Raw genomic sequence first — 25859 nt, forward strand, 5'->3', positions numbered from 1 at the left:
TGCCCAGGTCAAGGTTGAGTCTGAAATGTCAGCGTCATGATCCTGGACTCGGCTGGCCCAAGAACGACGGAAATCATGCCGTCAGTGACGGGGACCGCGCGACCAGTCTCGGTATTCACTACCTGAGTTAATTCGCGAGCAGGATGGGCCGGTAAGATCCGATTGACCGGGACTCGGACCGTTGTTGCATTCTTATCGTCATAGTTGAAGACCGCCAGGTTTCCTCCCGTTTCCGAAGTGCGCACGAACGCATTCGAGGCCGAGCTGCCGGTGGCGCCGTCCACTGGGCGGAATGCCTCACCTGCCGAAGCAACCTCGAACCACTTTGGTTCGTTGTAGACGGCTTGCGCGAGAGTGCGCGCCTGGGGGTCGTCAGCGAGAGGGCTGCTATCCAGCACCATTCCGCCGCTGATCACAGCGGACAAGAGGCGGCTCTTGCCTTCTTCAACGTTCCGAGCGCCGAGGTCTCCATGCTCCCCAAGCACTACGTGATCCGGATCGAGAATATAAAGCCGCTTGTTCGTCCACCAGCCGTAGGTGAGTGCATTCAGCATGTACTCGGTAGACTGTTCGTTTCCATTGATGTGCCCCTTGGTATCACAGGCAAGCCGGCGAGCATGGCCGTAGCCTGACGGAAAGAGCGGCGCGATCGACAAACTGAGGAACATCTTTCCTCCGGCCCCATCGACGATCTGCTTCATTCCCATGTTGTAGGCTTGGATGCCGGTCTGAACGGCAGGATCATAGTGGGCTCCTTCAAGAGCACCGTGCGTCAGAAAATCGATCTTCAGGTACGTAAATCCAAGCCGACGCAGCTCGGAAAGGTAGAGCTCTGTTCGAAGCTTTGTACCGGGATGGGAGGGATCAATCGGTCGTCCTCCATCCACTTTAGGAAGAGGGGCTCCATCCGATCCCTTGAGCAAAATATCACGATAGTGGTACCGCCTGTCAGTGCCTTCGACAAAGGCATCGAGATTTTCGGACCAGTAGGCGAAGGGAGTCCAATAGATACCGGGTTCAAAGTGAGTGCCGTCACTTGCCTGCATGGCTCTGATGGAGGCAACAGCGTCCTGAAGCTGCACTGCGTCGAGTCGCGACCAAAAGGCATCCAGATTGATATAGACGGTTCTGTTCTTTCCGAAGCCTTTAGGAATCAGGGTGTCGTGAACGTACTGCGCGGCGCCGAGATAGCGCTGATAGTCGATCTTGTCTCCATAGGCGGCCCAACTATTCCAACCTGCCGGCAATTTGCCCACCCACTGAAGAGGAGGCTGGATCTCTGCATTGGTTTCGGCATAGGCATCAAGACCATCACGCCAATCCGAGAAGGATCCTACGAAGATCCGCGGAGAGATGACCCTGTCTCCGTGGACGAGACCATGGGGAATAACATCGTGAGTATCGGAGCGGACACCGGACGGTGCCGATATGCCACCATAGACGTCGATATTGGCGAGGTGGCCGTGGGACGTGCGAATATCTATCGCCGTCTTCCAAGTGTCATGCGTGACAGACCCGATAACGATCCCTTGTCGAATCGTATCGTCGTAGATGGCGGTGACCTCCTGGCCAGAAAAAAGCTCCCCCTCTTTGATCGACGAAACAGGTTCGCTCGCGAAGCGAAACCACATGTCGTTGTCGAAGGGGACATGTAAGACTCTTAACTCTTTCGCGGATGGGATTCGCACGGGGTCCTCCTGTCGGATGACAAGAGTGTCGAAGTGCCGCGTCCCCACATAACTGGCATCCATATCGAGCTCCGCTTCGATAGAGAACGAAGACTTCCCTGCACTGAACCAGATCCGTTGCAACATAGACGGTAATCCGTTGCCCGCACTTCGGATCGTGTACACGCGAGTCTGTGCACCGGAGGAGGATGGCTCGTCCCTATCGACGGTGTGTGTTGCGTACATATCCGTTGAGATCGTGCGGCCATCTGCTAACGAAGCCGCGCTGACGATCCCGAGAAGCTGGTGTCCGTCAGGCCACAGAACATCCATCGTTCCTGTGCGTACGCGATAGCTGATCTGAACCCCCGCGTTTCCAATGGAGATGTCCTGTTTGCGGGTCGATAAGTTCCTGCTCGCCCTGCCTGCTTGAGCCCAGCCCGAATCTCCGCCCGCAGCGAGTGCGGCGAATGCCATCGTGAGCAATGCTCTTGAGATCACTTTATTCATTCGTATCGACTCACTTCTCGCCCTGATCGCTGCACTATCGAACGCTGATTGAATATCGTTCGCCCGCTCGTGTAGCAACGGTCCATGTCTCTCCGTCCGCTGCCGCGGTCACGTGCTTACCATCGCTGGAGCTTACCACCCGTATTGTTTTTTGTTTCCATGGCGAGACGAACTTCAGCGAAGCGCCGCGTTCGCTGAGGATCTCGAACCGCGTAACCGACTTGCCGTCGAACGCTGCGCTCACAAGGAAAGCTCCGACGGCACGAAGATTGTCAAAGCGCGCGGCACCGAGATTGGTCACATTTGGAAACAGTCGTATGGTACCGGCGTAGCTCTGCATCATGCACTCGTTGAGGACAACGGGCACAGCAAAGTTCTCGCACCATAGCCCCATACGCATCATGAAGTCAAAATCGGTCGACATCCCGTAGCGGCCGCCCGATTGACGAACGCGGTCGTTCGAGACTCCGTCCTGAAGCATGCAATATTCGATCTGCCCTTTGAACCACGCGAGGTCCAAAATCCCTAGCCGAGCCCTGATGAGTGGCTGGGAGACAAGATCGTTTCCGCCCTCAAGCCGGATCGTCTTCGCGGTCCGTGTCGCAATCTCGAGAAACTCCGAGCCTCTGGCTACTCCGACCTGCTCTCCTGGGAATACGGGGGCGAGCGTGATCGGGACGTTATAGACGTGTTCCGGTGGTGCATTCACGATATCGAGCCATACCTCTCCATGCGGTCCCTGCGACTGTGGATAAGAGGCGAGGTTGTTGCTGATCTCTTTCCAGTGGCGACGCTCCTCGTCGTCTTGTCCGAGGATGGTCGAGGCGTTCACCATCGCATCGAGTACAAAGCGCGTCAGCGCCAGATCGAGGATGCAGTCCTTGTTCATCTTGAAGTCAACGGTGCATCCCCAGTTCTCCGAAGAGATTGACGGAAAGATGTGATAACGACCGTCGTCCTCTTTGGTGACAAAGGCAGCGAGGAATCGGGCCGCTGCACGGATGGTCGGATAAGCTCGTTTGAGGTAATCGACGTCTTGCGTGTAGAGGTACTGCCACCAGAGGCTCTGCACTGCCCACGGTGTCATGCAGATTTGATAACCCCATGGTGGCACCGGATAGGGGACGATCTGACTCGGAACCGGGTAGGCCGACAGCGGAAAAAACGCACCCGGCAGATTGAATCCCTCTCGTGCCGTCTTTTCGGCCATCGGCAAAAGATTCTCCACTAGTTCAAGAAAAGGCTGATGCATGTCGACGTGATTGCTGGAGAAGACGCCCCAGTACACCTGTTGGCAGTTGTAGTCGAGATGGTAGTCGCTATGCCACGCACCGCCGATGTCACCATAGGACCAGTTCGCGAACAGACCAGGGGCGGTTCCATGTTTGCGAAGACAGCATGCCAGAAAATACTGGTTGTGATACCAGATACGTTCCAGTACCTTGTCGGCGAAGCTTACTGCGGAGGCCGACCAAAACTCGCGCCATTGATGCTCGGATCCCTGCTGCAGTTGATCAAAAGGAATGGTCGAAGCCTTTGAGACTACACTCTCGACAAATGAGGCAGTGTCCAGCTCTTGTTCGGTGTAAGTGCGGGTCTGTGGGATCGTGATCCAAGAGGCTGGCTTCTCTCGAGGCTGCTCAGCCTCAAGCCGCTTCAAGAGCAGATCACGGGGAGTGGCGATCGCGATGTCCAGGCGTAAGGAGGTCGCGGACCTGGCGGAAAACTGCAGACTGCCGCTCGACTCGATATTGCTTACAGTCCAGTCTCCGGAAAGCTGTCCCAAGATGCTGACGTTGCGATCCTTGTCCGAGCGTGGCGGATTTGGATCCTCTTTCGACGGTCCAATCGCCGGGAAGTATTGAAAGCAGGAGAACTGCATCCCTTGCGGGACGGCCTGGTGCTTCAGGACGGGGCGCGGAAGTTGATCCGGATGCGTTTCAATATGGCCGGGATCAAATACGCCCGGACAGAATCCATCGATCGCCGGGGAATAAATGATAGACAGCTCCGGGATAGCTTCTGATTCCAGATGAATTTTCCCTGATTCGCGGTCAACAAAAGCAGCCAGTTTGACGTTCCGCGGCGATGAGGAGGTGATCGTGCTGACTTTGAGTTGGAGAGTGAAGAGGCCATTTGCAGGATTGAGCGAGTAAGAAACAAGCTCAACCCACCGCGGATCCCACTTCAAACACACTGTACCGCAGGGCCACGGTCTCGGCCACCTCTTCGAGTAGGAGCCACCAACTCTGCCTCCGTATTCTCGAAAAAAGTCCACGCTTTCGACGGAAAGCGAATCATGGTCGCCGCGGCGATGAAGTTCGGCACTGGCGCGCTTCCACAGCTCCATAATCTCGGAGAACGGACGTACTTCTTTGTCGCTGTCTTCAGTGACACGTATGTCCCAGCTATCACTTTTTGACATGTGCAAAGCCAAAGCGTCAGGTCGAACAACCGCGCAGACTCCGAGATCTCCGTTGCCAAGCAACATTCCTTCAAAGTAGGTGGGGCCTGGTTTAGTCCTGAGCAAAGGGTGCCGGCCTGCCAGAGAGAACCCATCAAGAGTCTTGCCACTCGCGAGATCGGCATCATCATTGGGAGAGCCCGCAGCCGAAGCAGATCCCACGGCAACCAAAGATGCCATGGCGGAAGTTTGAAGAAATGCGCGTCGTGTCGTCTTCATTAAATCAATCTCTTGACTGAGATTCTTTGGTTGTCCATCTCACAAATATAAGCTCCCATCACCAACAATGAGCGCTCACTCGAAGGAAATAATAGGCCAGCAGAGTAACCAAGTCACTTGACATGTTCAACTAGCTGAAAATAAACGGATAATTCCTCGTAACACCCAGAATTGGTTCATTTTATAGAGCGCCCCGCAGTTGAATTTTGCCAGAAAAGGGCTGAGATGAGCAAACTATTTAATTTGCCGTTAAATACAGAAATAAATTGGTTTATCCGCTTTCTACAGTTAGTTTAAAGGCCATACTTTTGAGCGCGCGTATATTTGGAGTTGACGGAGCTCCCCTAGGGCTATTACGATCCCGATTGAGACGATGAGCGCTCACACCCAGCAAAACAAGCCGAAAGATCTTCGCAAGCACGAGATTGCCGAACAGCTTCTTTCCGAGATTGTCGCGGGAAAGCTGGCACCCGGTGAGCAGATCTCGGAGCGCATCTGGGCGAATCAATTCGGAGTTGCCCAGGCATCAATTCGAGAAGCGATCAATATCCTCGAGCGCGATGGGTTCGTTACGAAGGAATCGGGACGGAGCGCGCGTGTCGTCAAGCTGACCGATGAGGATGTCTCTCAGCTGTATCAGGTGCGTGCCGGGCTTGAAGGGACTGCTGGCTACCTGGCAGCGTGCAATGGTGCCGATGTTTCTGAACTCCAGAAGATCGTCAGCGAGATGCGTGACGCTTCCGACGCTCACGAAAGTAAAACCCTGACGGATTGCGATCTGCGCTTTCATCTTGAGCTCTCACGCATGTCAGGAAATCCCCATCTCCTGAACTTCACACAGAAACTGCTCCGCCCCTTTTTCGCCTTTCTGCTGATGCGGGTGAGCGCTACCGGTCAAGGAACCTCGGCCTGGGGACAAGATGTGGAGCCGCATCAACGCATCGTGGATCTGATACGGGATCGAGAAGCCGAACTCACTGAGCACTACGTCAAGAAGTCCATGATCCGCTTTGCATCGACTGCACGGAAGAACTGGTTACCGCATGAAAAAAGCGCTAAGTAATCAGGTGATTCTCCTGATGGGAGGGGTGCCCGGCGTCGGTCGCGAATGTGCTCTCGCCTACGCCCGGGAGGGAGCGGCAGTTGGAGTCGTTGACCGCGATGTCGAAGGTGCCAGCAAGACGAGAGAGCTCTTCGATGAAATGAGCCAGCTCGGGCATACGCCTCACTGCGACGTTGTTGCAAACGCCGCCGTCTTCTTGCTTTCACATATTCAGACTCGCTTCATCACCGGGTGCATCCTGCCCGTCAGTGGTGGAGCAGAGATTGGCTACAAACGCCAAGCAACCGAGGACCAATGGCAAATAACATTATTCGCTCAATCGCTACTTACGACGCCCGCTTTCCCTTACCAGCAGGAGCAGGCACCGACTCGATCCACGCGACCTCAGAGTATTGCCTCGCAGTAACTCTGCTTGCGACTGATAGCGGCCTGACCGGCTCGGGGTTTGTTCTTACACTTGGAGCGGGCAACGAACTTGTCGGCAAAGCGATCGAAATGCTCGCGACGCCATTACAAGGAAAGAGCATCGACGAGATCATGGCCGACTTCGGCAGGTTATCTCGCAGCATCGCCGATCATGCTGCCCTGCGCTGGCTTGGACCGCACAAGGGCGTCGTACACCTGGCGCTGGCGTCGATCACGAACGCCTGCTTCGATCTTTGGGCAAAGAGCCGCGGCGTTCCCCTGTGGAAGCTCCTCCTCGACCTCTCTCCCGAAGAACTTGTACGTGTCCTTGACCTGTCCTATGTAGAGGATGTGGTCGATGAGAAACGAGCGCTCGAGATGCTCCGCGAGCACCACGCTACGCGTGCATCGCGGGAGCGAATTCTCGCGACCGGCTACCCTGGATACGATACCTCTGTCGGCTGGATGGATTACAGCGATGACAAGGTGCGCGAGCTCACGAAAGCTGCGCTCGATCAGGGCTTCTCCGCATTCAAACTCAAGGTAGGGTCGAGGAAAGAAAGCCGGGACCTGCGCCGAGCTGCAATGCTCCGCGAGCTTGCCGGAGACGACAAGACGATCATGTTCGACGCAAACCAGCATTGGAATCTTCCCGATGCGTTGCGCATGTGCCGTGAGCTGTCAAAGTTCAAGCCTCTGTGGATTGAGGAGCCAACGCATCCGGACGATCTCCTCGCGCATGTTGAGATATCGGATGCGATCGCTCCGGTCAGAGTCGCTGCAGGCGAGCATATCTCGAATCGGGTCCTATTCAAAAACTTTCTGAAGGCAAAAGCGTTGCACTTTTTTCAGGTTGATTGCACCCGCGTGGCCGGCATTAGCGAGTTTCTGACAGTGAGCTTCATGGCGAAGATATTCAATCGCCCCATCGTTCCTCATGTCGGTGATATGGGTCAGATGCATCAGCATCTGATGTTCTTCAACCATATTGCGCTCGATCACGAAGTGGTGTTCCTCGAACACATTCCTCATCTGCGGAAACACTTCGTCCATCCGGCCGAGGTCTCCGCCGGAGTTTACTGTACGCCACAGGAGCCGGGAGCTTCGACGGACCTGAAGGTTAACGCCACAGCCTAGGCCTTCGAGGAATGAAATGGATAGTTCCCTGCCGCAAGAGCACTTCATCGACGCGCATCATCACCTCTGGCGTTACCGTCATCCCGGACCCGCCTGGATGACGGACGAGTTGAGCCAATTCCGCCGCGACATCGGCTTGGATGAGCTGCACGAAGTCACCACTCCTTCCGGAATTACTGGAACCGTTGTCGTCGAGGTGGAGCGCACCTCCGAGGAAACGCGGTGGCTCGCCTCAACGGCGGGGAGCGATGACTTGATCCTTGGAGTCGTCGGCTGGGTAGATCTGACCGATCCCTCTGTGTTTGCGGAAATGGAGCAACTCGCGGAACTGCCGAAGCTCAGAGGAGTCCGTCATCCCATTCACGACGAGCCCGACCCGAACTTCATTCTCCGGGACGACTTCAATCGAGGCATTGCGGCACTCCATGGACTTGGACTGACCTACGATCTGCTCATCTTCGAAGACCACCTTCCACAGACAGTTAAGTTTGTTGACCTTCATCCCGACCAGATCTTCATTCTGGATCACATCGCAAAGCCGCGTATCCGTGATGGTTCGATCAATGGTTGGCTCCGAAGTCTTATCGAGCTCGCACGGCGGCCCAATGTCTATTGCAAACTTTCAGGCATCGTCACAGAAGCAAATTGGGATCTCTGGACGCCGCAAATAATCGCCCCCTATATCGACACTGTGCTTGAAGCATTCGGCCCGCGGCGTGTGATGTTTGGTTCAGACTGGCCTATCGTGACGTTGGCTTCGACCTATGGCCGGTGGGTCAGTACCGTCAGTGCGGCGATTGCTCCACTCTCAGCCTCCGAACAGGAGGCAATCCTGTGGCGATCGGCCACTGAGGCTTACGGCTTGCGTCATTCCGTAGCTCATCACCAGGAATAGGACCGCATGATCGATGTCCGGGTTCAACTCTGCTCTCACCGCCCGGTACCCGTATCGACTAACCCACAAACTCACACCATCAGGAGGCAAACGTGTCGACGACAGTTCCGAAGATATCCGTCCCGCCGAGCAAACCCCGAACGGCCCTGGTAACAGGCGGCGGCAGCGGCATAGGTGAAGCGATCTGCAGAAAACTTGGAGAGGATGGCTACCAGGTAATTGTGGCTGATCTTGACGTCGCTGCTGCTGAGAGAGTCGCTGCAAGTCTTCCGAACGGCACTCCCCTTCACATGGACGTGGGTTCAGAAGAGAGCGTGGCGCAAGCAGCGACTGGCATTTCGGACCTGAACGTCCTGATCAACAATGCGGGAATCGGCTTGGTTGGAACGATCGCGGAGACACAAGCTGCCGACTTTGAGCGCATCATGCGCGTCAATGTGAACTCGGTCTTCTACGTTACGCGCAACTTCCTTCCCCAGCTCCTCGCAGTTCGAGGTTCGATCATCAATATCGCTTCGGTTGCAGGAGTTGTTGGGATCAAGCGTCGTTTCGCGTACTGCGCTAGCAAGGGCGCTGTCGTCGCGATGACTCGGCAGTTGGCAGTCGAATACCCGCGGGAGCTGCGAGTGAACTGCGTGTGCCCCGGAACCATCGATAGTCCCTTCGTCGCCGGATACATCGCGAAATACCACGTCGGCGAAGAGGAGAAAATTCGTGCGGAGTTGAGCGAACGCCAACCGGTTGGCCGTCTTGGACGACCGGTCGAAGTTGCTGCTCTGGTCCGCTATCTTTGCGGTCCAGAAGCGGACTTCATGCACGGAGCAGTATTGAACCTTGACGGTGGGTGGACAGCGTCATAATCGCTTACAGACTTGAAGGAGAAAGACGATGAAACTTGCACGTTTTGGCCCAATTGGACGCGAGAGACCCGGGGTAGTGACCGACAGCAACGATCGGCTCGACCTATCCGAATATTTTCAAGACTGGAACGCCGCATTCTTTGCGAGCGAAGGCATCGAGCGCGTGAACCAGGTCGTGTCGGAGCAAATCTCCTACCTGCCTCGTGTCGACTCATCCATGCGCATCGGGGCGCCGATCGCGCGCCCTGGCAAGGTCATCTGTATTGGACTGAACTATTCGGACCATGCTGAAGAGTCCGGAATGCCGATCCCCGCCGAACCGATCGTGTTTCTAAAGGCTTCAAACACAGTGGTCGGGCCTTACGACGACGTTCTGATTCCGCGCGGAAGTCAGAAGACCGACTGGGAGGTGGAGCTTGGCGTCGTGATCGCCAGAGAAACCCGCTACCTGACGAGTGCCGAAGAGTCGCTATCCCATATCGCCGGGTTTACCGTCTCGCACGATGTCTCTGAGCGAGAGTTCCAACTGGAGCGTGGCGGCCAGTGGACGAAGGGCAAGAGTTGCGACACGTTCAATCCCCTAGGCCCGTTCCTTGTGACGCCTGATGAGGTGGGTGATCCCCAATCATTGGGGATGCGGCTAAGTGTCAACGGTCTGGAGAGACAGCGTGGCACCACGGCCAAGATGATCTTCAACTGCTCCAGCCTGGTCCATTACCTTTCGCAATTCATGACGCTCGAGCCCGGCGATCTAATCTCGACGGGCACCCCACCAGGAGTGGGCCTCGGGCTCAAGCCGCCGACGTACCTCAAGGCCGGCGACGTCGTCGAGCTTGAGATCGAGAAGCTTGGCAGTCAGCGGCAGACCTTTATCGCAACAGAGTGAAACACCGAGTCGGATCACCCTTGGTGACCGGAGGAGATGCAGGATGTCATGAACTGGTTAACTTCTTCCCGAAGGACCCGTGCGCTCAGCGCTTGGCAAAGCAGACGATGATGCTCAGCGAATACGTCGCAGAGCACCGCGAAGGCTGGACGGCTCCGGACCACACCGGACGCCGACTGATCGTGCAAGGACACTGCCACCAGAAGTCCCTGATGACGATGAACGATGACGTCGCCCTCATGCGAGCCACCGGGGCTGAAGTTGATCTTATTGACTCCGGATGCTGCGGCATGGCGGGACCATTCGGTTTCGAAGCGGAGCACTACGACGTCTCACGGGCCCTCGCCGAGCGTAGGCTCCTGCCGGCTGTCCGCTCCGCCCGGGCGCAGGACGCTATTGTCGCTAACGATTTCTCCTGCCGATAAGCTGTCGCACAGAACGGCTCACGCCGCGCTGTCCATCTGTTCCAGGTGCTCGCAGGGGACGTTTAACTTCGCCGAGCATGTAAGCGCTCATCTTTGAGATCGTCTTCGTCTTATCCGCGCAGTCCTACGAGACCGGGCTTGAGTTCGCGCGTTCAGAGTGCAGTTGGGTCCAAATGCATTCTGAGATCGGCTCAAAGCTCGCTCTCGACGCCTTTGCTGTCAGTTAGCTCGGTTTCTGGGAAAATCCCTCAACAGAAAAACTATCTTATCTTTGACCTTGACAAATGGCTGAACTATCATCCCCTCATATCTATTGTGAGCGCTCATAACCCTACCCCAACCCGTTCGGATGATCTACTCAAGCAAGGACTGGCAGACCAACTGAGAGCTGAAATCGTAAGTGGATCCCTCGTGCCCGGCGAACGAATCGTAGAAAGAGCCTGGGCTCAGAAATACGGGGTAGCCCAAGCCTCGATCCGGGAGGCGATCAACATCCTGGAGAAGGACGGTTTCGTTACCAAGCGGCCAGGCCAGACCGCGCAAGTCATTAGCCTTTCCGATGTGGACATTGCGCAGCTTTACGAGGTTCGTGCGGCCCTGGAAGGGATGGCAGCTCGATTGGCCGCATCTGCCCGACCGGATGTCACCACACTTATGTCGCTCGTCTCTGGAATGCAGAATGCGGTAGCCAGCGACGATGCAGATCGGTTGGTGGAGTGTGATCTCAACTTTCATGTGGAGCTCTGCCGACTTGCCGGCAACCGCCATCTTCAGGAACATGCGGTCCGGATTCTGCGCCCGTTCTTTGCGTTCTTTCGGCTCAGGCTTACCGCGAGCGATGGTGGTCTCTCCACCTGGCACAAAGATGTAGAGGCCCACAAGAAAATCGTGGACTTAATCGCCGACGGCGAAGCGGATTTGGCTGAGCATTACGTTCGAAGGAGTATGGAACGGTTCGCGCAGACAGCCCACAAGAACTGGATGCCCATTCCGAACGATCCAACGGGAGTTTCAGAGGAGCGACTGCGCCCCGGCGGGGCCGTCTTTTCTTAGATCTACGGTCGGGCGGTCAAGATTTCACGAGCCCTAACCGCGATTCCCTGTTTACAACCATCCTGTTCCATTCTGCGTTGTTCGCGCAGAATGGAACAGGACAGCACGGTTTAGAAAATCCGCGACTGGATGGTGATCGAATCGAGGTTGGGGGCGTAATTGTAGGGGTTCCCAAATTCGATCCGATTGCTGCCCTTCTGGAGTTGCACCGGCACTACAGTGCTTGTCGGTGTGCCGAAGTTATAGCCGCTGAGGTCCAGCTCCTGCGGAGAACCATCATTGACGGTAATGAAGAAAGAGCGGGTCCCCGCCGTCATGTAATCGATCTCCATTAGGTACGTTCCCGCGACTGGCACCCTGACATCGGTGAACGTCACGCTGCTCTGTGCGGCTCCCCCGATGTTGCCGGCACTCGAGACTCCTGAGCAATATCCGCAGAACACCGGTATCGCCGTACCCCCCATCGTCGCAAGCTCCGCCTCATAAACCGTCTCGCGTGAAGGAATCGCATTGCCCCTGCCGCTCACGAGGATACGATCGACATCCGGCGGATAGCTTGCTGGGTTGCCGAATTGAATCGTGTTCATACCTTTTTTCAAGCGGACCGGAATGGTTGTCGGAAACGGCAGGTTGGTGCTGCCTCCGCTCAGATTCAATGTGATCGCCGGTTCGTCATTGACGTTGATGATGAAGGAACGTGTTCCTGAGGTCATCGAATCGACTTCAAGGTCGTAGACCCCGTCTTTGTCGACCGGAACATTGAAGACAGCAAAATTAGCCGCGCCGATTCCAAGGAATGTGAGCTTGTGGCCACTCGCGCATGTGGAGCAATCTGATAGTTGCGCATTGCCGTAGCGAGATGCCGTTTCCGCACCAAACACCCGAATAGGCTGTGCGGCAGGACGCCCGACTGTCCCGGTGACCCTTAGCAGTAAGGCACCGTGTCCAGGGAGTTCTCTAGCAAAGCCTTTGAGCGTTGGCCCCAACTCGGTGTGCTCCCACAGATCCCTGACGCTGAATGCTCCGGCGAAGCCTAGGCTCGACCAGTCTACCGACACGCGAGAAGGAAATGCGTTGAGATTAAACAACGCGACGTCGTAACTGCCGTCACCAAGATCAGACACCCAGATCGGCGTGTAGCCGCCACGGACTTGGACACCGGGGTGACCGGACCTGTCCACAGCCAGAACTTCGTCATTGGTCAGCATCTTTTTCCAGAGCGGGGTGAGCTTCGTGAGATCACCACCAACGTAGATCGGCGCGTTCGCGATCGACCACAATGTCATCGCTGTCTGTTGCTCTGTGTCGGTGATGCCATCAGTCGCGCCATTGCCAACCTCCAGCGAGTCGAGATCGTTCCACCCTAATCTTGGACCCGCTGCACGTTCCCATCCGATGAGGTCGTAGAACCGCAAGAGCACTCGCTCCCATTCGGTCAGAAAAGGACAGTCGCCTTCGCATTCCACATCCCCCCCAACGCGGCGAGCATTTGAATTCTGCTGCCAATCTGCGAGGTAGTCCTCGTCGAGCGCCCAAGATAGCGTGAGCCAAATCGGACGACGACTCCGGACGATGGCCTGATGCATGGCCTTCACATCGGGAATGTTGTTGATGTCAAGATTGTCGTTATAGGAGCCTGGCGTGACCGCATCCAGTTTGATGAAGTCGATTCCCCATGAAGCGTACAGGTCGATGAGCGAATCGATGTACTCCTGTGAGCCAGGCTTCGTGAAATCTATCTTCTGAGCGTCGCAGAACGCGTTAGCGCACGTCAGCGGCATCACCATGATGTCCTTGAGATGATAGTTCGTCCCGAAAATCTGGTAGTTCGCAGCAACGTCGCCAGCCCCGACACCGGGATTGAGATAGATGCCGACCTTCTGACCGTTGGCGTGGATATGGCGAACCATGTCCAGAAATTCCGGGAACTCGGTCGCATTGAATTGCGGCCGCCCATACTGATCTGACGGACCAGTCCATCCAGCATCCAGATTGATGTATTCGTATCCATGGGCGCCAAGCCCACTGGCCTTCATCGCGTCCGATTGTGCGGTGACGTTCTGTTGGTTCATGAAGCTGGAGTTCAACGTCTGCTCGCTGAACGTACTCCAACCTCGGTATGGGTGCCTCCCGACATCATTGAATTGAGCGGAAGCGGACGCGCTGTAGTTCAACAGCGTGAGACAAACAGCAATCAGGCTGAACAGACTGCAACGACGAACGAGAAATCTCGACTTATTGGCTTCTTCCAAAGTTGTCGGATGAAACGATCGGATTGTTGAGGAGTATGAATTGGACATGGTCAGGCACCTTTCAGGTTGAATGATTGGGACAGCTACCTGGGGAACCGGAGATCAATTCTGCTTGCTGCAGAAGGGCAGTTAGCAGACGCCGTGAGCAGGGACCTGGGCTCTGAGGTGTTCCTCTTGCCTGCTTCGGGGGTCAGGCTCGGTCCGCCTAGTGACACCTCGGCGAATGAGCAAGCTTGAGAGTGACGTGGGAGCAGCGCCTAACGGCCAAGATTTGGCCGCTAGGCGTGGGTAGGATTTTCGAAGCGCCTGAAAGGTCACCAGATAACCTTGACTGCAAGCTGAACCTGGCGTTGAAGGTTGGTCTGTCCGCTGGTTTTTAGGAAGACACCGAAAGTAGGACTGGTCGGCGTGTAGTCATAGTTCGATTGAAAGATTGGGTGATTGGGAACGTTGAAGGTATCCAAACGAGTCTGTAGGGTCAGCCGATCGTGAACCTTGAAGTTCTTGGACAAATTGGTGTCGATGTTCCAATAGTTCGGCGTACGAATTCCGGTGTAGATGATGTTTGGCTGAGCTGCGTATTGCGGATTCGCAATGAAGTTATAGGTGCCACCGCATCCAGCGCTATCGACCGGGGTCAGGTTCCATTGAAATGCCTGGCTGCCCTGGACATACTGTTCAGTACAGGCCCTCGCTCCCCGTATGGAATTGGGGATCGTTGGATCAGCCTTGCGATCAACCCGGCCGCCGCCCGTGTACATGGTCTGTCCGTTCAGGAACCAGGGCTTTCCAGTCTCGTAGATATAGATTCCCCCGAGCTCCCATCCGCCGAGGAAACCGTCAACCACTCGATTAGTGGCACCCAGGAACTGTCTACCGCGGCCGACAGGCAACAAATAGACACCGGAGACGGTAATGCGGTGGGTGATGTCGTTCTGATCGATCGTGCGGACTGGGATTCGGTACACTGCGTCGTTGTAGCCGCCGGAGTCCATCATCTTCGACCATGTCCAGGTGGCATGCATCGTGAGGTCATTGCTCCACTTATGCAGAGCCGTCACCTGCAGCGAGTCATACCAGGACTTTCCATCGTTTAGCTGATACTCCCCGAGGTCCGTGAAGCCGAGGAACGGACGTGTCAGATTGACGGCCTGTATCGTCGGCGCGCTGTAGTAGCCTGTTCCCTGAAACGGCGTCAGTCCCTGGAACGGATTCTTCACAAACGCTCCGGGAGCGTTGTTGCAATAGTACGGATCGCCACCCAGCAAAATGTTGCATTGCGCGTATGACGCTTTGCTGACGTGATTTGGATTATCGCTACTGTCATTGAAGCGAGTACGAGTCCCGACGTAATTGATTTCGAGCACGTCCTGCTTCCAAAGCTGCTTTTGCATACCTGCAGAGAATGTCCAGAATTGCGGCGTCCGATAGTGGGGGTTGATCCAGAACACACCTTGTCCAAGGTAACTCTCAAGTCCCTGTGACGCACCCTGTGGCTGCAACACGGTTGGGAACGGGTTAGAGAGATTGTTTATAGGCGTCTTGTTTCCGTCCAGCGAGCCAACATAAGGCGTGGTCGCCGAGAATCCGTACTGCGCTGGTCCTGGGTTCACATTGCGATACATGAGCCCAAAGCCGCCACGGAACACGGTCTTAGGATCAGCTTGGAACGCGAAGCCCACACGAGGGCCGAAGTTAATTTTCGTCAGGGAATAAAACGGACGCGGAGCGCCGTTCACGCCTGCGAAACGCGGACCACCAATCACGGGTCCGGGGACGAGCGAGTGATCTACCTGAGCATCTACAGGGTTGACGGAGGTAGTGTCGAACGCGTAATCGATTCGGTTATGCCGGTCAACCGGGGGGCCATTAAGGTCATACCGCATCCCCAAATTGAGTGTGAGGCGAGATGAAACTTTCCAGTCGTCCTGAAAAAATGGTGCGTAGTAGTGCTGCGAGTAGAAGTTCACTGGATTGATGCTGACGTTGCCGCCGCTGGCCGTTCCAAGCAGTAAAGAAGCGATGGAGTTACCGCTTGCGGGATCTCCCTGGGCATAGTTTGCCTGTGTCCAGGTGCGGTCGGCGCTGAGTGAAACGCCTCCGGGAACATAACGCCAGCTCGCCTGAAGGATTCTCCAGTCGAGACCAAAGTGCATCGTGTGCTTGCCCTTGACGTATGTCATCGTCGGCAACATGGCCAGCGAGTTTCCAAGTGCCATCTGGCCCCCGGTGCTGCCGATCCCGGTAAATTCACTGATCTGCATATTGGGAAGCGTTTTGTTGAATATGCCAAGTCCGTCAATCATCGACGACGGCCAACCGAGCGTCGACTGATCGAAGCCCAACTGGCTGTAATTGTTGAAGCCGGCGCGGACGATTACGCTCGAACGGAAATCGAGTAGCAGGTTGGGAGAGAAGGTGTGCGTCCAGTCCTCAGCAAAAGAGTGGCTACGCTCTGCGTGGGGGTAGTAACCCTGTCCCGCAACACCCGGCATACCGGTTGTATTCGCGGTCAGGAACCGCTCCCAAAAGCCATATCGCAAAGAGAATCGGTCCTTGCTCGTAAAGTTGTGATCGATCTTGGCGAGGGCATTTCTGTAGATGTTCTGCTGTGGCGCAGGAGCTTGGAAGTTGTTCTGCCAGGTATTCAAACCAGCGGTCGGCGTGGCGTTTGGCTTTGCATAGTAGGACAGAATTTTCTGAGCGACAGGATTGAGTCGGCCCACTGGGATCTTATTCCCAGGAAATGGATCGCGGACCAGAACACCGCTCCCGTTGTCGTGAAGCGTGAGCGGATCATAGATCGTAAGAGGCTTGTAGCTCTGCGACGGACCATCGAAGTAGGTAGTGTTGCTGAAGTCACCGGTCAACCATTCAGGCTGCGGAACGCTGCTGACCGCGGCGGCCGGCTCAATGCCATTCCAGTTCTCGCCCTGCAGGAGGAAGAAGGTCTTATTACTTCCGTTGTACAACTTCGGCAGAACCACAGGCCCATCCAACTCAAAGCCATACTGATCGCGCTTCTGATTGCTGCGAGGATTCTTGTAGAAGTTGTTCTGCCAGGTGTTGGCGTCGAGGTACGCTCTGCGGGCGAATTCATAGACGGTTCCGTGGATCTTGTTGGTCCCCGACTTGAGAGTCATGTCGATGACGCCACCAGATGCACGTCCGTACTGCGCATCGTACGGATTCGTGATGATCTTGAATTCCTGTACCGCAGACACCGGCGGAATGTAACCAACCTGGCCGTTCGTTCCGTTGTACTCGTCGCCCTTTGCAGCCTCGTTCGATGTGCCATCGAGCATCAGTTCATTGTTTGCGGCACCACCACCGTTGATTGAGAGCACAGCCTCCGTGTCATCGAACGGTTCTTGGTACTGCTTCGCGCCGTACCAGTTTGCGCCTGCGCTTAACTGCGCGAGAGTACTCGGGTCGCCGCCGTTGAGGGGCAGTTCTGTAACGCGGGTGTTCTCTACGACTTCGCCGACATCTCCACTGTTGAAGTTCAATAGTGCCTGATCGTCTCTGACCGTCACGGTCTCGCTGACTGCACCGACAGTGAGAGCAAAGTCGATCGTGGCTGTTTGTCCCACAGCCAGCGTTATCTCGGTTTTGGATACGCGGTTGAAGCCTGCTGATTCAGCCATGACGGTGTACAGGCCCGGAGTCAAGTAAGGGATGGTATACACGCCGGCACCGGTGGTCTTCGAAGTGATCGAGACGTTCGTCTTCTGGTTGAGGACCGTAATCGTTGCCTTGGGCACGACCGCCCCAGACGCATCTGTGACTCGTCCGGTAAATTGCTGGGCCATAGAGAGGGCTGGGACAAGGGACAGAATGCAGAGCAACAGGTAATTTCTGGCTGCACAGAATCTTCTTGCCGACCAACCCCTTTTCGTTTGCGTGTTCATCTGGTCTCCTCGAGAATCGCTACAGTGAAGGTTGTTTGAGCGCTCACAGAACGACAAAGATAGGGGAACAGATATGATTTCGTCAACCATTTTTGTAAATGTAATGATTACAAAGCACATTTAAATGAAGGTATATGAAGCCAGATATCCCCATACGATTATTGAGCGCTCATACTATTATCCTTGCTTTCAAGGGAAGCGGGTTGTTCCGAGATCGAGAAGTGGTTCATTTTTGGTATGCGGGCCACTTCCCTGCTATGAAGTGACGTCGACAGCCGGATGGCCACCCCGCCTCATCCACTGAACGTGAAAAGATGAATTCCGACCCGCTCTGCGCAATGTTTCATCAGCGAGATGGGAGGTTATTGATTATCAAAACGACGCAGGCAGGTCGGACCATCAGAGTCATGATGACGGCTGTTGCACTGATGGAGCCGTTGCAGTCGATTCAGGCCACGTGTCGCAAGCGCAGACGCCATCGGTGTAGCGGTGGTTGCGGGCGAGGCGGACGAAAGACTCTGGAAGGCGAAGAAGGTGGCGTTATCGGGCCTGGGCCTGGCGGATATGAGTTGAGCCGAGATTGAAGCCGTAGAAAGGGTTGTTAACAGTTTCTTCGACGTCGGCTTGGTTTCCGGCGTAGGCCGCGGATACAGATGATGGGGAACTTGTTGAACGTTGGGGGGATTGTACGTGGCGAAAGCAGGCTTTTTCCGGGGGCACTCTGATCTTTGGTCGAAGTAGAGGCGCGGAAAAGACAAATGGTACAGACACCTAAAGAAGTTGGATAGTGCCCCTAGAGAAATAAACCCAAAGAAAGGCCGCGTCGGGGGCTAAACTTTTTCCAGTGTCCGATATGCTAATTATTGCGACGCCCGAAACTTTCAAAAGCTCTCTGGGAAACTTCTAGGTGGAAATAGGTGGAGTGTCGGGCATTCCGTAGACCCTGTAGGTGGGTGACTATAGCATCCGCGCGAGTCCCTATATCAGTTAGTCTCTCGGAAAGCTTAGTTTCGTCGGGGAATGCTTCCGTGGGAGCTCCGCCTTCGACTGATTCAAGCTGACTAAGACACAAAATAAAGTTGTTTCCTTCACGATCGCTGGAATTCCAGAGATAAGCAATACATTCCATAATTTCGCTCTGTTGCTCAATATAGCGTATTTAATTTGATGCACGCCGCAACACTTGTCGTTGTACTACTACCGTCGGTGTTCACACGCGCCGATACTATTTTTGATCAAATGTCATGTTTTTTACGATTGTTACATGACGTATCGCATGAAGTCCGGCCGCTGCCTTTGGGCAGTCACACGTTGACGTCGCTTTCAGCAGTCGAGCACGGCGCAAATCGCCACAAGAATGGCTATACCGCCGCGATTTGGTATAAGAGTCACGAATGCTCACAAGTTAGCATCTTTCGGACACTGCAAAACAATCTGTACGAGCGAATTTTTGACGAGAGCCCTAGAAGGAATGATGGCGATTGCGGTTGAAGTGGCTCGCAGCTAGCTCAGACATTGGATAGTTACGTGGCTTAGTCGAAGGTCGACAATCTACCGACGGTTGCAGAGTCCATAGCCTATTAGGTGCCACGCCTTTTTGAATTATCGTCAAGTGCAATGAAGAACGTATCTTTCAACTTGAAAGCAGCAAGCAACCACTACAAGTGGGAGCCGAAGTAAGACTTTTCGGTAACTAGCACGACGTTGCTTCCGAAGTTGCTTGTCTTTCCAATTAGTCCCCACTAACTGGTCAATTCTGCCCCGAGGGCCCATTTCTATCAAGCTAGTTAATGAGTACTTTCTTAAGTTCGGTAAATCCCATTACTCTCAGCCAATTAGGTTCAACGTCGGTCTGAAATATGAACAATTCCCCCGCAGTGTCGAAGTAGTCGGTGAGCGCATCCTTTGCTTCAGCAGGCATGATTACCTCGGCAGCCTTGAGTTCCGTCATGCAAAATGCTTTGCTGTAATAAACCTTCAGCCAACTACGTGTCGGTGTATCCAGTAGAAAGACTCTAACCTTATATCCCTCATCCACACGGACAATTAAAACTCTGGCATCCATCGGCAGATTATAACCAAGGTGCTCGCCGTTGGCTTATCAGGGCTCCTTCTAAATAAATAATTTGTTTAAAATCTAGCCGCCTGCGATCATCCTGCATCGCAAACGGAAATCGTTGGGTTGTCTCCGCCCGTGCCGCGGGGGGCAAGCCTGATCTCGTGTGTGAAGTGGTTTCGGTCTGTTCCCTACTCATATGTGCGAACTCTTATTCTGCTCACCCTCAGTGCCAATCAGAAAAAATGTAACCGGGAAATGGACACATGTAAGATAGCCGAATTTACGCGTCTATCGATCGATACAGAGAGTAATAAGCAATAGTCGGATCCCTTGATCAGCAAATTATTTCTTTTCTGAAATAAAGTCCCCTTTTGAGGATATTGCTTGTCCGGACTTCAATGTCCTCTTACATGCCGTTATCCAGGGTGGATATCCGCTGAATATACGAGTTGGCATTTATAGTTCTCTAACTGTTCAGCTTATTGCGGTCGATTCCATGCCGGATTTGCCAATATGCGTTGCAAGGATGACGGTCCATGCAAATCTCTCAGGGAGTTTCGTTAGTCTTTGAATACCTGCGTGTAACGGAAGTGGGATATCCCTCACCTTGAGGTAGATCCATACTTACTTCAATTGGAAGTTGCCTCGAGTAACTTCGCTTTCTCCGATCTACACCCTGGTCCCCTGTTCAATTGCGAATTCTCTGCACGAGTGCATTGTGCCTGCAGATGCGAGTTTGCATGGTTCATACGAAAGTGGCGGACTCGGCTCCCCGACCGGACCATCTTTCAAACCTTCAACGTTCATCCGAGCACCTCAGCCTCGCTTTATCTATGGCTAAGTCGCATGAACTTAGCAGCCATTTCCGATCTTAATGTCGAGGTATATTTTGGGAAAAACATATAGAACCCTAGCAGTAAGCATCACATTCGCGCTCGTTATTTTTTGCCTAGGTTCGATCTCGTCTCTAGCAGCGTCAGTATTACCACTATCGATCACCAATAAGTCCCTACCCACCGCCGTCAAGGGCGCACGTTACACAAAGATCCTGGCGGCGACCGGAGGTACCACCCCATATAACTGGTCGATCACTTCCGGCGGTTTACCCGCCGGACTCAGCCTCGCTGCAAGCACCGGAACCATCTCCGGGGTGTCAACAATTGGCGGCGTTATGCCCGTCACTATAACGGTTACGGACTCCTCAAGCCCAGTTCTGAGCGACTCTGTTGCATTCTCCCTACTTATCCAGGAGTCAGCACTATCGATTAGCACTGTGGCCCTACCCACTGGCACCAAGGGTACAAAGTACTCGAAGTCTCTAACCGCAACAGGAGGCAGCAAACCCTACACTTGGTCGATCGTCACTGGCAGCCTGCCAATGGGGCTGAGTCTTGCGGCCAGCACCGGATTAATCTCGGGCACACCAACAACCAGCGGCAGCTTTCCCATCACCACGGCGATAAAGGATTCGTCGAGTCCAGTGCTTAATAAATCTGCTGTGGTCTCGTTTACCATAGCACCTACTGCAGCCCAACCGCTCACCATCACAAGTGGAACGTTGCCCGCTGGTGCCGATGGCACAGCTTATTCGGCTCCGATGTCGGCAACCGGTGGCACACCGGCCTACACCTGGTCGATCAGCGCCGGTAGCCTTCCTGCCGGACTAACCCTTGCGGCGACCAGCGGGACAATCTCCGGCAATCCCACCGCATCCGGTACCTCAACCTTTACCGCGACCGTAAGCGACAACGGAAGTCCAGTCCAGACCAGATCGGCCGCAGCGTCAATTACAGTTTCCGCTGCAGCACAGACTGGTCCCGGAACGACGTGGTATATCCGTTCCGACGGAGGCACACGCTATTCCGGCCAGCAGACAGCAGGCCAGTGCGACGGTAAGGCGGACACCGCCTACTCCGGCTCTGGCACTAACCAGCACTGCGCCTTCAAGGATCCCCGTTATCTCTGGGACGACCAGAGCTATGGCAGCGACGCCTGGGTCATCGCCGGCGGCGACACCGTCATCATCCGCGGCGGCCCATGGCGCATCGGCTTCGACGCACAGCCCGGCAGTTGCAGCGGAGCAGGCTGTGGCGCAGGCTACACCTGGTGCTTCGGCGGCGGCGGCAACTTCGGCTGCTACAACCCCCCGATTCCCGCAGGCACAGCCACCCAGCACACTCGTATCCTCGGCGAGAACTACGCCGCCTGCAGTAGCGGTGGCGTCACCAGCCGCTCGCAGCTCACTCAGATCTTCGGCGGATATGGTGTCACCGAAGCTCTCAACCTTACCGGCGCAAAATTTGTCGACGTGGAGTGCCTTGAGGTCACCCGCCACTCGCAGTGCATCGCCTTCGGCAGTCCGGCAATCCCTGCCACCTGCTCCAGCGGCTCGCCCACCGACGACTACGACTCCGACGGCGTCCACACCGACAACACCACCCACGACCTGCTCATGCAGGACCTCTGGATCCACGGCCACATCGGCCGCGGCATCAAAGGACCAATCGGCGGTCTGGTTACTTGCCTAAGATGCGACATAGCCTTCAACGGCGGCGCAGGCTGGGACTTCGACGACGGCAACGCGACGCCGATCGTCAACGGCAACTGGAAGTTCCTCTACTCCACTATCGAGTGGAGCGGATGCAATCAGGAGTATCCCGCTGTTCACGCCATCCCGGTTGTCTCTTGCTATGGCCAGAGCACTGGCGGCTACGGCGATGGCGTCGGCACACCGCACGGCACAGGTCTCTCCGCCACAATCGACCACTCCAAGTTCATCTACAACACCCAGGATGGACTCGACTTCGGTCACATCGACACCGGTGGCCCCTACACCCTCAGCATCACAAACTCCATTGCCTACTCCAACGGCGGAGGAACCTTCAAGATCGGAGGCAACTTCGGCACCGCTGTCATCACAAACAACGTCGCCATCGGTGACTGCGACCGCATGGCGTCGCCCATCACCGGCGCACCAAGCACCTACAATGCAAACTTGGCCGACTTCTGCCGCGCCGACGATACGCTGCCCTTCGACTTCAGGCAAAACAGTAAGTTCACAATCGCAAACAACACAATCGTCACATACTCACCCACCGTCTTCGACATCTCCTGCTGGGACTCCCCAGGTCAAGGTGGCAACAATAACGGATGCGGATCGGCCGTGTTGAACTTCTACGACAACATCGTCATCGGCTACGACAACCCGGCAACATACAACCTGGGAGGACTACAAGGTGGCCCTGGACTCTGGTACTTCCAGGAACCAGCACCCAGCGGTAGCACCTCCGGCCAGGTCATCGGCACCATCAATCGCGCCAACAACATCTACTACGGCATCGGACACGGCTTCACCTGCCCCACCGGATACAGCAGCGAGAAGTGCGTCAACCCTGACTTCGTCAATCTACCTACTGGGAGTGGCACATCGTTTAGTCAAGCAGAGCTCGATAACTTCAACTTCAACTTGGCTTCGGGAAGCCCCGCAGACGGTACGGGAGTAACCTACACTGGGGTTCCGGCGCTTGACTACAATGGAGTCACGCGTCCGAATCCCCCATCCATCGGAGCTGTCGAACCATAACGCTTGGCCGCATCGCCCTGTGCCTGTTCTTATGAATAGTGGTCAGCTGTCGATATCAAGAGTAAAGTGCTATGTCCGTCTTGATGTAGACAGCCGCCACTACGCTAGGAGCACACAGGGCAACGCGATGGAAAGATAGACGCTCCACATCACGAGGGCTCGACTTAGAGCCGCGTATTAGTAACTCACGACTCGCTATGCCATGCGAAGATCCACCACACCGAAGCAGCTCTCACAAAATGTCGCTTCTTCTATTGGAGTTGTAGCGGGAGCGGCTCCCAAGGCCACGAGCGGTGAGTCTAGGATCATCAAGATGAGAGAGCGATCGCTTAGATGGACCCACTCTTCGCGGAGACAAAGAACCTAGCTGAGTTGCCGGCGGGCGTGCCATCGCTATGTTGGGAAGGGACTCGGTATGTCTCAGCGCGGAGACAACTGTAAGGATGGTAGCCGCGTCGCCGATCGCGCGTTCCCCACCGCACATACGTACTATTGCGTGCGTTCCCATCGTAACCTCTCTAAAGCCGGGGCATATTTACTCTGCTTTTTGGAGTGGTAGTCGATCGCTGTCCTCGCTGTCTTTCGATTCGCCCTGCATCAGGTCGACCATCGTCTCGAACAGATAGTTTCTGGTTCCCAACCTCACCCCAGCCCGCGTAATGTATCGTACGACGAGATCGACACCCGCGCCTGCCGGCCGCAGGTTGACCGAGGGCATCGCACTGAACTGAGGCGATCCCTCTTCGTGTGTCACCCTCTTCCATTCCTCTTGCGCCAGCTTCGCGTCGGCCTCCGTCGCCTTCACAGAAGCTTCATATATCTTTTCAATGAGCGGATGAATGCTCGTGCCCTGCGGTATGTTGACCTTGATCTCGTCCCACATCCACTGTCCCACGGTAGAGAAATTGAAGTACTTTCCCCGGATGGCGTAACCATTCAGAAAAGAGACTCTTCTTCCCGTGGGATGACCATTGGCCGTCCAGTTTCCTGTCTCCAACAACCAGGTGCGGAACAACCCGAGTTCCACCACTTCTCCCCCGACGCCATCAATCTCTACCCAGTCGTGTACCCTGATACCGTTGGGTCCCATCAGCACAAACCAGCCGCAGAACGCCAAGATGAAGTCCTGGAAGACCAACGTCAATCCTGCAGTCGCCAAGCCGAGAATCGTCGGCGTCTGATGCGGCACGCCGAAAATGACAAGTAGGACCAGCAACAAGCCGACTAGCTGTGTACCCAGGTTCAGAACCGTCTTCAGTGTCTGTTTCTGACGACGATCGCTGAACACCCGCTCGAGCGCCACTTGAAGTCCCCACGCCGCGAGTATCATCAGCAAACAGATTGCCGCGATCACGGCGAGCGATTGCAGGATCAGGTGAATGACAATCTTGTTCTGTATCTCGACTTGCTTTCCCCATCGTTCGTACAAGGCGACGAGCTGTTGCTGCGCTCCCAGGCGATCGTTCAGGATGCTTTGGATATTTTGCTGCGCCGCCAACCGCTGCAGACGCTCTACCCGTTCGGAGCTCGATAAGGACACCGTTGCTGCAGAAGCATTGGCAACGGCCTCGGCCTTCATTCTTTCCTGATCGCCAGTCAGCGCAGCCACATCCGCCGCAGCCAGCCGCTCAGCTTGAGCAATCAACTGTCTTCTGTTGCGGTGAGACCACCACGCCGAGATCTGTTGCGCCAGAGTCCTGTACTGCTCTGAAGAGGTAACGGCCGTCTGCCCTTCGTCCTTCGAAACGTTGTCGTCGTACTTCTTCATCGCGGCCGCGCGCGCCGCCAATTCCTGTTGAATCTTGACTCGCTGATCGCCGCTCTCGCGCGAAAGATCCAAGATGGAGTCATCCAGCTCATTCTGGTCGAGACCGAGCTGGGCCTTTGCAACGTCAAGGTCGCTACTTTTCGCCGCATCCGCCGTGGTTCCCGCACCTCCCGTCAACGCCGCGATTCGAGACTGATCGCTCTTCACGATCGCCTGAAGCTCCGTCACTCGTTGCTGCAGCGCCAAAGCCTTGCCATTCAGCTTCGGCTTCTCTAGGCTCGCCTGCCTTAGAGACTGCGAAAAGGCCTGGTCTACCTCGTGATCGGCAAGCCTCTCAGCCTCGCGCGCGAACTCCCGCTCCTCCGCGGACTGTGCCATGCTTGCCAGAGTGGCAGCAGTCTGCCACGGCCGCTGGTCGACGATCCCATACGCTACATACTCTCCGGTCCAATTTCCTTTTTTAGTCTGCAAAAACGGAAGATATTCCATTATCCCGCGAGTCAGAAAGGTGCCTGCCAACGCGGTGCTCAGTACAACCAATAAGATCGCAATGGTTACCTTACGGACCCGAGTCATACGCACACCCTCAAAATAGCCCCTTCGATTACCTCTTGATTGGATACTAAGTTTGTAACTATATCCATGAAGGACTTTGACGGCATCTTTCGAAGTATCGGTCACATCCCGTTCATTAGTTTGCTG

At 55.2% G+C, this 25859-nt stretch carries 15 protein-coding genes; 8 read left to right on the plus strand and 7 right to left on the minus strand.

What is annotated here, in order from left to right; translation table 11 throughout:
* Positions 1–8 precede the first annotated feature (8 nt).
* The gene (locus RBB82_RS24420) at positions 9–2177 is read right to left on the minus strand and encodes a hypothetical protein (protein WP_433975699.1); all 2169 of its coding nucleotides are present in this window, start codon (positions 2175–2177) and stop codon (positions 9–11) included.
* 34 nt (positions 2178–2211) lie between these two features.
* Entirely contained in the window at positions 2212–4860 is a 2649-nt protein-coding gene (locus RBB82_RS24425; RefSeq protein WP_433975700.1) for a glycosyl hydrolase family 95 catalytic domain-containing protein, read from the minus strand.
* Positions 4861–5233: 373 nt separating this feature from the next.
* Here RBB82_RS24425 and RBB82_RS24430 point away from each other — a divergent pair, with 373 nt between their 5' ends.
* Positions 5234–5923, plus strand: coding sequence for a GntR family transcriptional regulator (locus RBB82_RS24430; RefSeq protein ID WP_433975701.1), 690 nt, complete (start codon positions 5234–5236; stop codon positions 5921–5923).
* Here RBB82_RS24430 and RBB82_RS24435 read toward each other — a convergent pair.
* Positions 5916–6080, minus strand: a complete 165-nt coding sequence (locus RBB82_RS24435; protein ID WP_433975702.1) for a hypothetical protein — start codon at positions 6078–6080, stop codon at positions 5916–5918. The two genes, RBB82_RS24430 and RBB82_RS24435, sit on opposite strands and share 8 nt — an antisense overlap.
* 137 nt (positions 6081–6217) lie before the next feature.
* Between RBB82_RS24435 and RBB82_RS24440 the strand changes: the two genes are divergently transcribed.
* From RBB82_RS24440 to RBB82_RS24465, 6 genes are all read left to right on the plus strand, one after another.
* The gene (locus tag RBB82_RS24440; RefSeq protein WP_433975703.1) at positions 6218–7465 is read left to right on the plus strand and encodes an enolase C-terminal domain-like protein; all 1248 of its coding nucleotides are present in this window, start codon (positions 6218–6220) and stop codon (positions 7463–7465) included.
* Positions 7466–7481: 16 nt separating this feature from the next.
* On the plus strand, positions 7482–8360 hold the full coding sequence (locus RBB82_RS24445; protein WP_433975704.1) for an amidohydrolase family protein: 879 nt from the start codon (positions 7482–7484) through the stop codon (positions 8358–8360).
* Positions 8361–8452: 92 nt separating this feature from the next.
* On the plus strand, positions 8453–9220 hold the full coding sequence (locus tag RBB82_RS24450; RefSeq protein WP_433975706.1) for an SDR family NAD(P)-dependent oxidoreductase: 768 nt from the start codon (positions 8453–8455) through the stop codon (positions 9218–9220).
* Between the two features lie 28 nt (positions 9221–9248).
* Positions 9249–10106, plus strand: a complete 858-nt coding sequence (locus RBB82_RS24455) for a fumarylacetoacetate hydrolase family protein (RefSeq protein ID WP_433975707.1) — start codon at positions 9249–9251, stop codon at positions 10104–10106.
* 92 nt (positions 10107–10198) lie between these two features.
* On the plus strand, positions 10199–10531 hold the full coding sequence (locus RBB82_RS24460) for a hypothetical protein (RefSeq protein WP_433975708.1): 333 nt from the start codon (positions 10199–10201) through the stop codon (positions 10529–10531).
* A 213-nt stretch (positions 10532–10744) separates the two neighbouring features.
* Positions 10745–11584: a GntR family transcriptional regulator gene (locus tag RBB82_RS24465; protein ID WP_433975709.1), complete on the plus strand. Its 840-nt coding sequence runs from the start codon at positions 10745–10747 to the stop codon at positions 11582–11584.
* 110 nt (positions 11585–11694) lie between these two features.
* On the opposite strand, the gene RBB82_RS24470 is transcribed toward RBB82_RS24465, so the two are convergent.
* The 3 genes from RBB82_RS24470 to RBB82_RS24480 form a co-directional block, all read right to left on the minus strand.
* Positions 11695–13656 (minus strand): alpha-galactosidase D, encoded by a 1962-nt coding sequence (locus tag RBB82_RS24470; RefSeq protein WP_433975710.1) that lies wholly within the window; start codon positions 13654–13656, stop codon positions 11695–11697.
* A 494-nt stretch (positions 13657–14150) separates the two neighbouring features.
* On the minus strand, positions 14151–17648 hold the full coding sequence (locus RBB82_RS24475) for a carboxypeptidase regulatory-like domain-containing protein (RefSeq protein WP_433975711.1): 3498 nt from the start codon (positions 17646–17648) through the stop codon (positions 14151–14153).
* Between the two features lie 1882 nt (positions 17649–19530).
* On the minus strand, positions 19531–19812 hold the full coding sequence (locus RBB82_RS24480; protein WP_433975712.1) for a hypothetical protein: 282 nt from the start codon (positions 19810–19812) through the stop codon (positions 19531–19533).
* Between the two features lie 868 nt (positions 19813–20680).
* Here RBB82_RS24480 and RBB82_RS24485 point away from each other — a divergent pair.
* Positions 20681–23389: a putative Ig domain-containing protein gene (locus RBB82_RS24485; RefSeq protein WP_433975713.1), complete on the plus strand. Its 2709-nt coding sequence runs from the start codon at positions 20681–20683 to the stop codon at positions 23387–23389.
* A gap of 535 nt (positions 23390–23924) precedes the next feature.
* Here RBB82_RS24485 and RBB82_RS24490 read toward each other — a convergent pair.
* On the minus strand, positions 23925–25733 hold the full coding sequence (locus RBB82_RS24490; RefSeq protein ID WP_433975715.1) for a mechanosensitive ion channel domain-containing protein: 1809 nt from the start codon (positions 25731–25733) through the stop codon (positions 23925–23927).
* Positions 25734–25859 lie beyond the last annotated feature (126 nt).

The organism is Tunturiibacter lichenicola (genome assembly GCF_051013355.1).
Taxonomy (GTDB): Bacteria; Acidobacteriota; Terriglobia; order Terriglobales; family Acidobacteriaceae; genus Edaphobacter; species Edaphobacter lichenicola_F.

Bases quoted from the DNA above. Each gene is read 5' to 3' on its own strand.
- RBB82_RS24420 (WP_433975699.1), bottom strand. From the start codon at position 2,177: ATGAATAAAGTGATCTCAAGAGCATTGCTCACGATGGCATTCGCCGCA.
- RBB82_RS24425 (WP_433975700.1), bottom strand. From the start codon at position 4,860: ATGAAGACGACACGACGCGCATTTCTTCAAACTTCCGCCATGGCATCT.
- RBB82_RS24430 (WP_433975701.1), top strand. From the start codon at position 5,234: ATGAGCGCTCACACCCAGCAAAACAAGCCGAAAGATCTTCGCAAGCAC.
- RBB82_RS24435 (WP_433975702.1), bottom strand. From the start codon at position 6,080: ATGCCCGAGCTGGCTCATTTCATCGAAGAGCTCTCTCGTCTTGCTGGC.
- RBB82_RS24440 (WP_433975703.1), top strand. From the start codon at position 6,218: ATGGCAAATAACATTATTCGCTCAATCGCTACTTACGACGCCCGCTTT.
- RBB82_RS24445 (WP_433975704.1), top strand. From the start codon at position 7,482: ATGGATAGTTCCCTGCCGCAAGAGCACTTCATCGACGCGCATCATCAC.
- RBB82_RS24455 (WP_433975707.1), top strand. From the start codon at position 9,249: ATGAAACTTGCACGTTTTGGCCCAATTGGACGCGAGAGACCCGGGGTA.
- RBB82_RS24470 (WP_433975710.1), bottom strand. From the start codon at position 13,656: ATGAACCAACAGAACGTCACCGCACAATCGGACGCGATGAAGGCCAGT.
- RBB82_RS24475 (WP_433975711.1), bottom strand. From the start codon at position 17,648: ATGGCCCAGCAATTTACCGGACGAGTCACAGATGCGTCTGGGGCGGTC.
- RBB82_RS24480 (WP_433975712.1), bottom strand. From the start codon at position 19,812: ATGGATGCCAGAGTTTTAATTGTCCGTGTGGATGAGGGATATAAGGTT.
- RBB82_RS24485 (WP_433975713.1), top strand. From the start codon at position 20,681: ATGTCGAGGTATATTTTGGGAAAAACATATAGAACCCTAGCAGTAAGC.
- RBB82_RS24490 (WP_433975715.1), bottom strand. From the start codon at position 25,733: ATGACTCGGGTCCGTAAGGTAACCATTGCGATCTTATTGGTTGTACTG.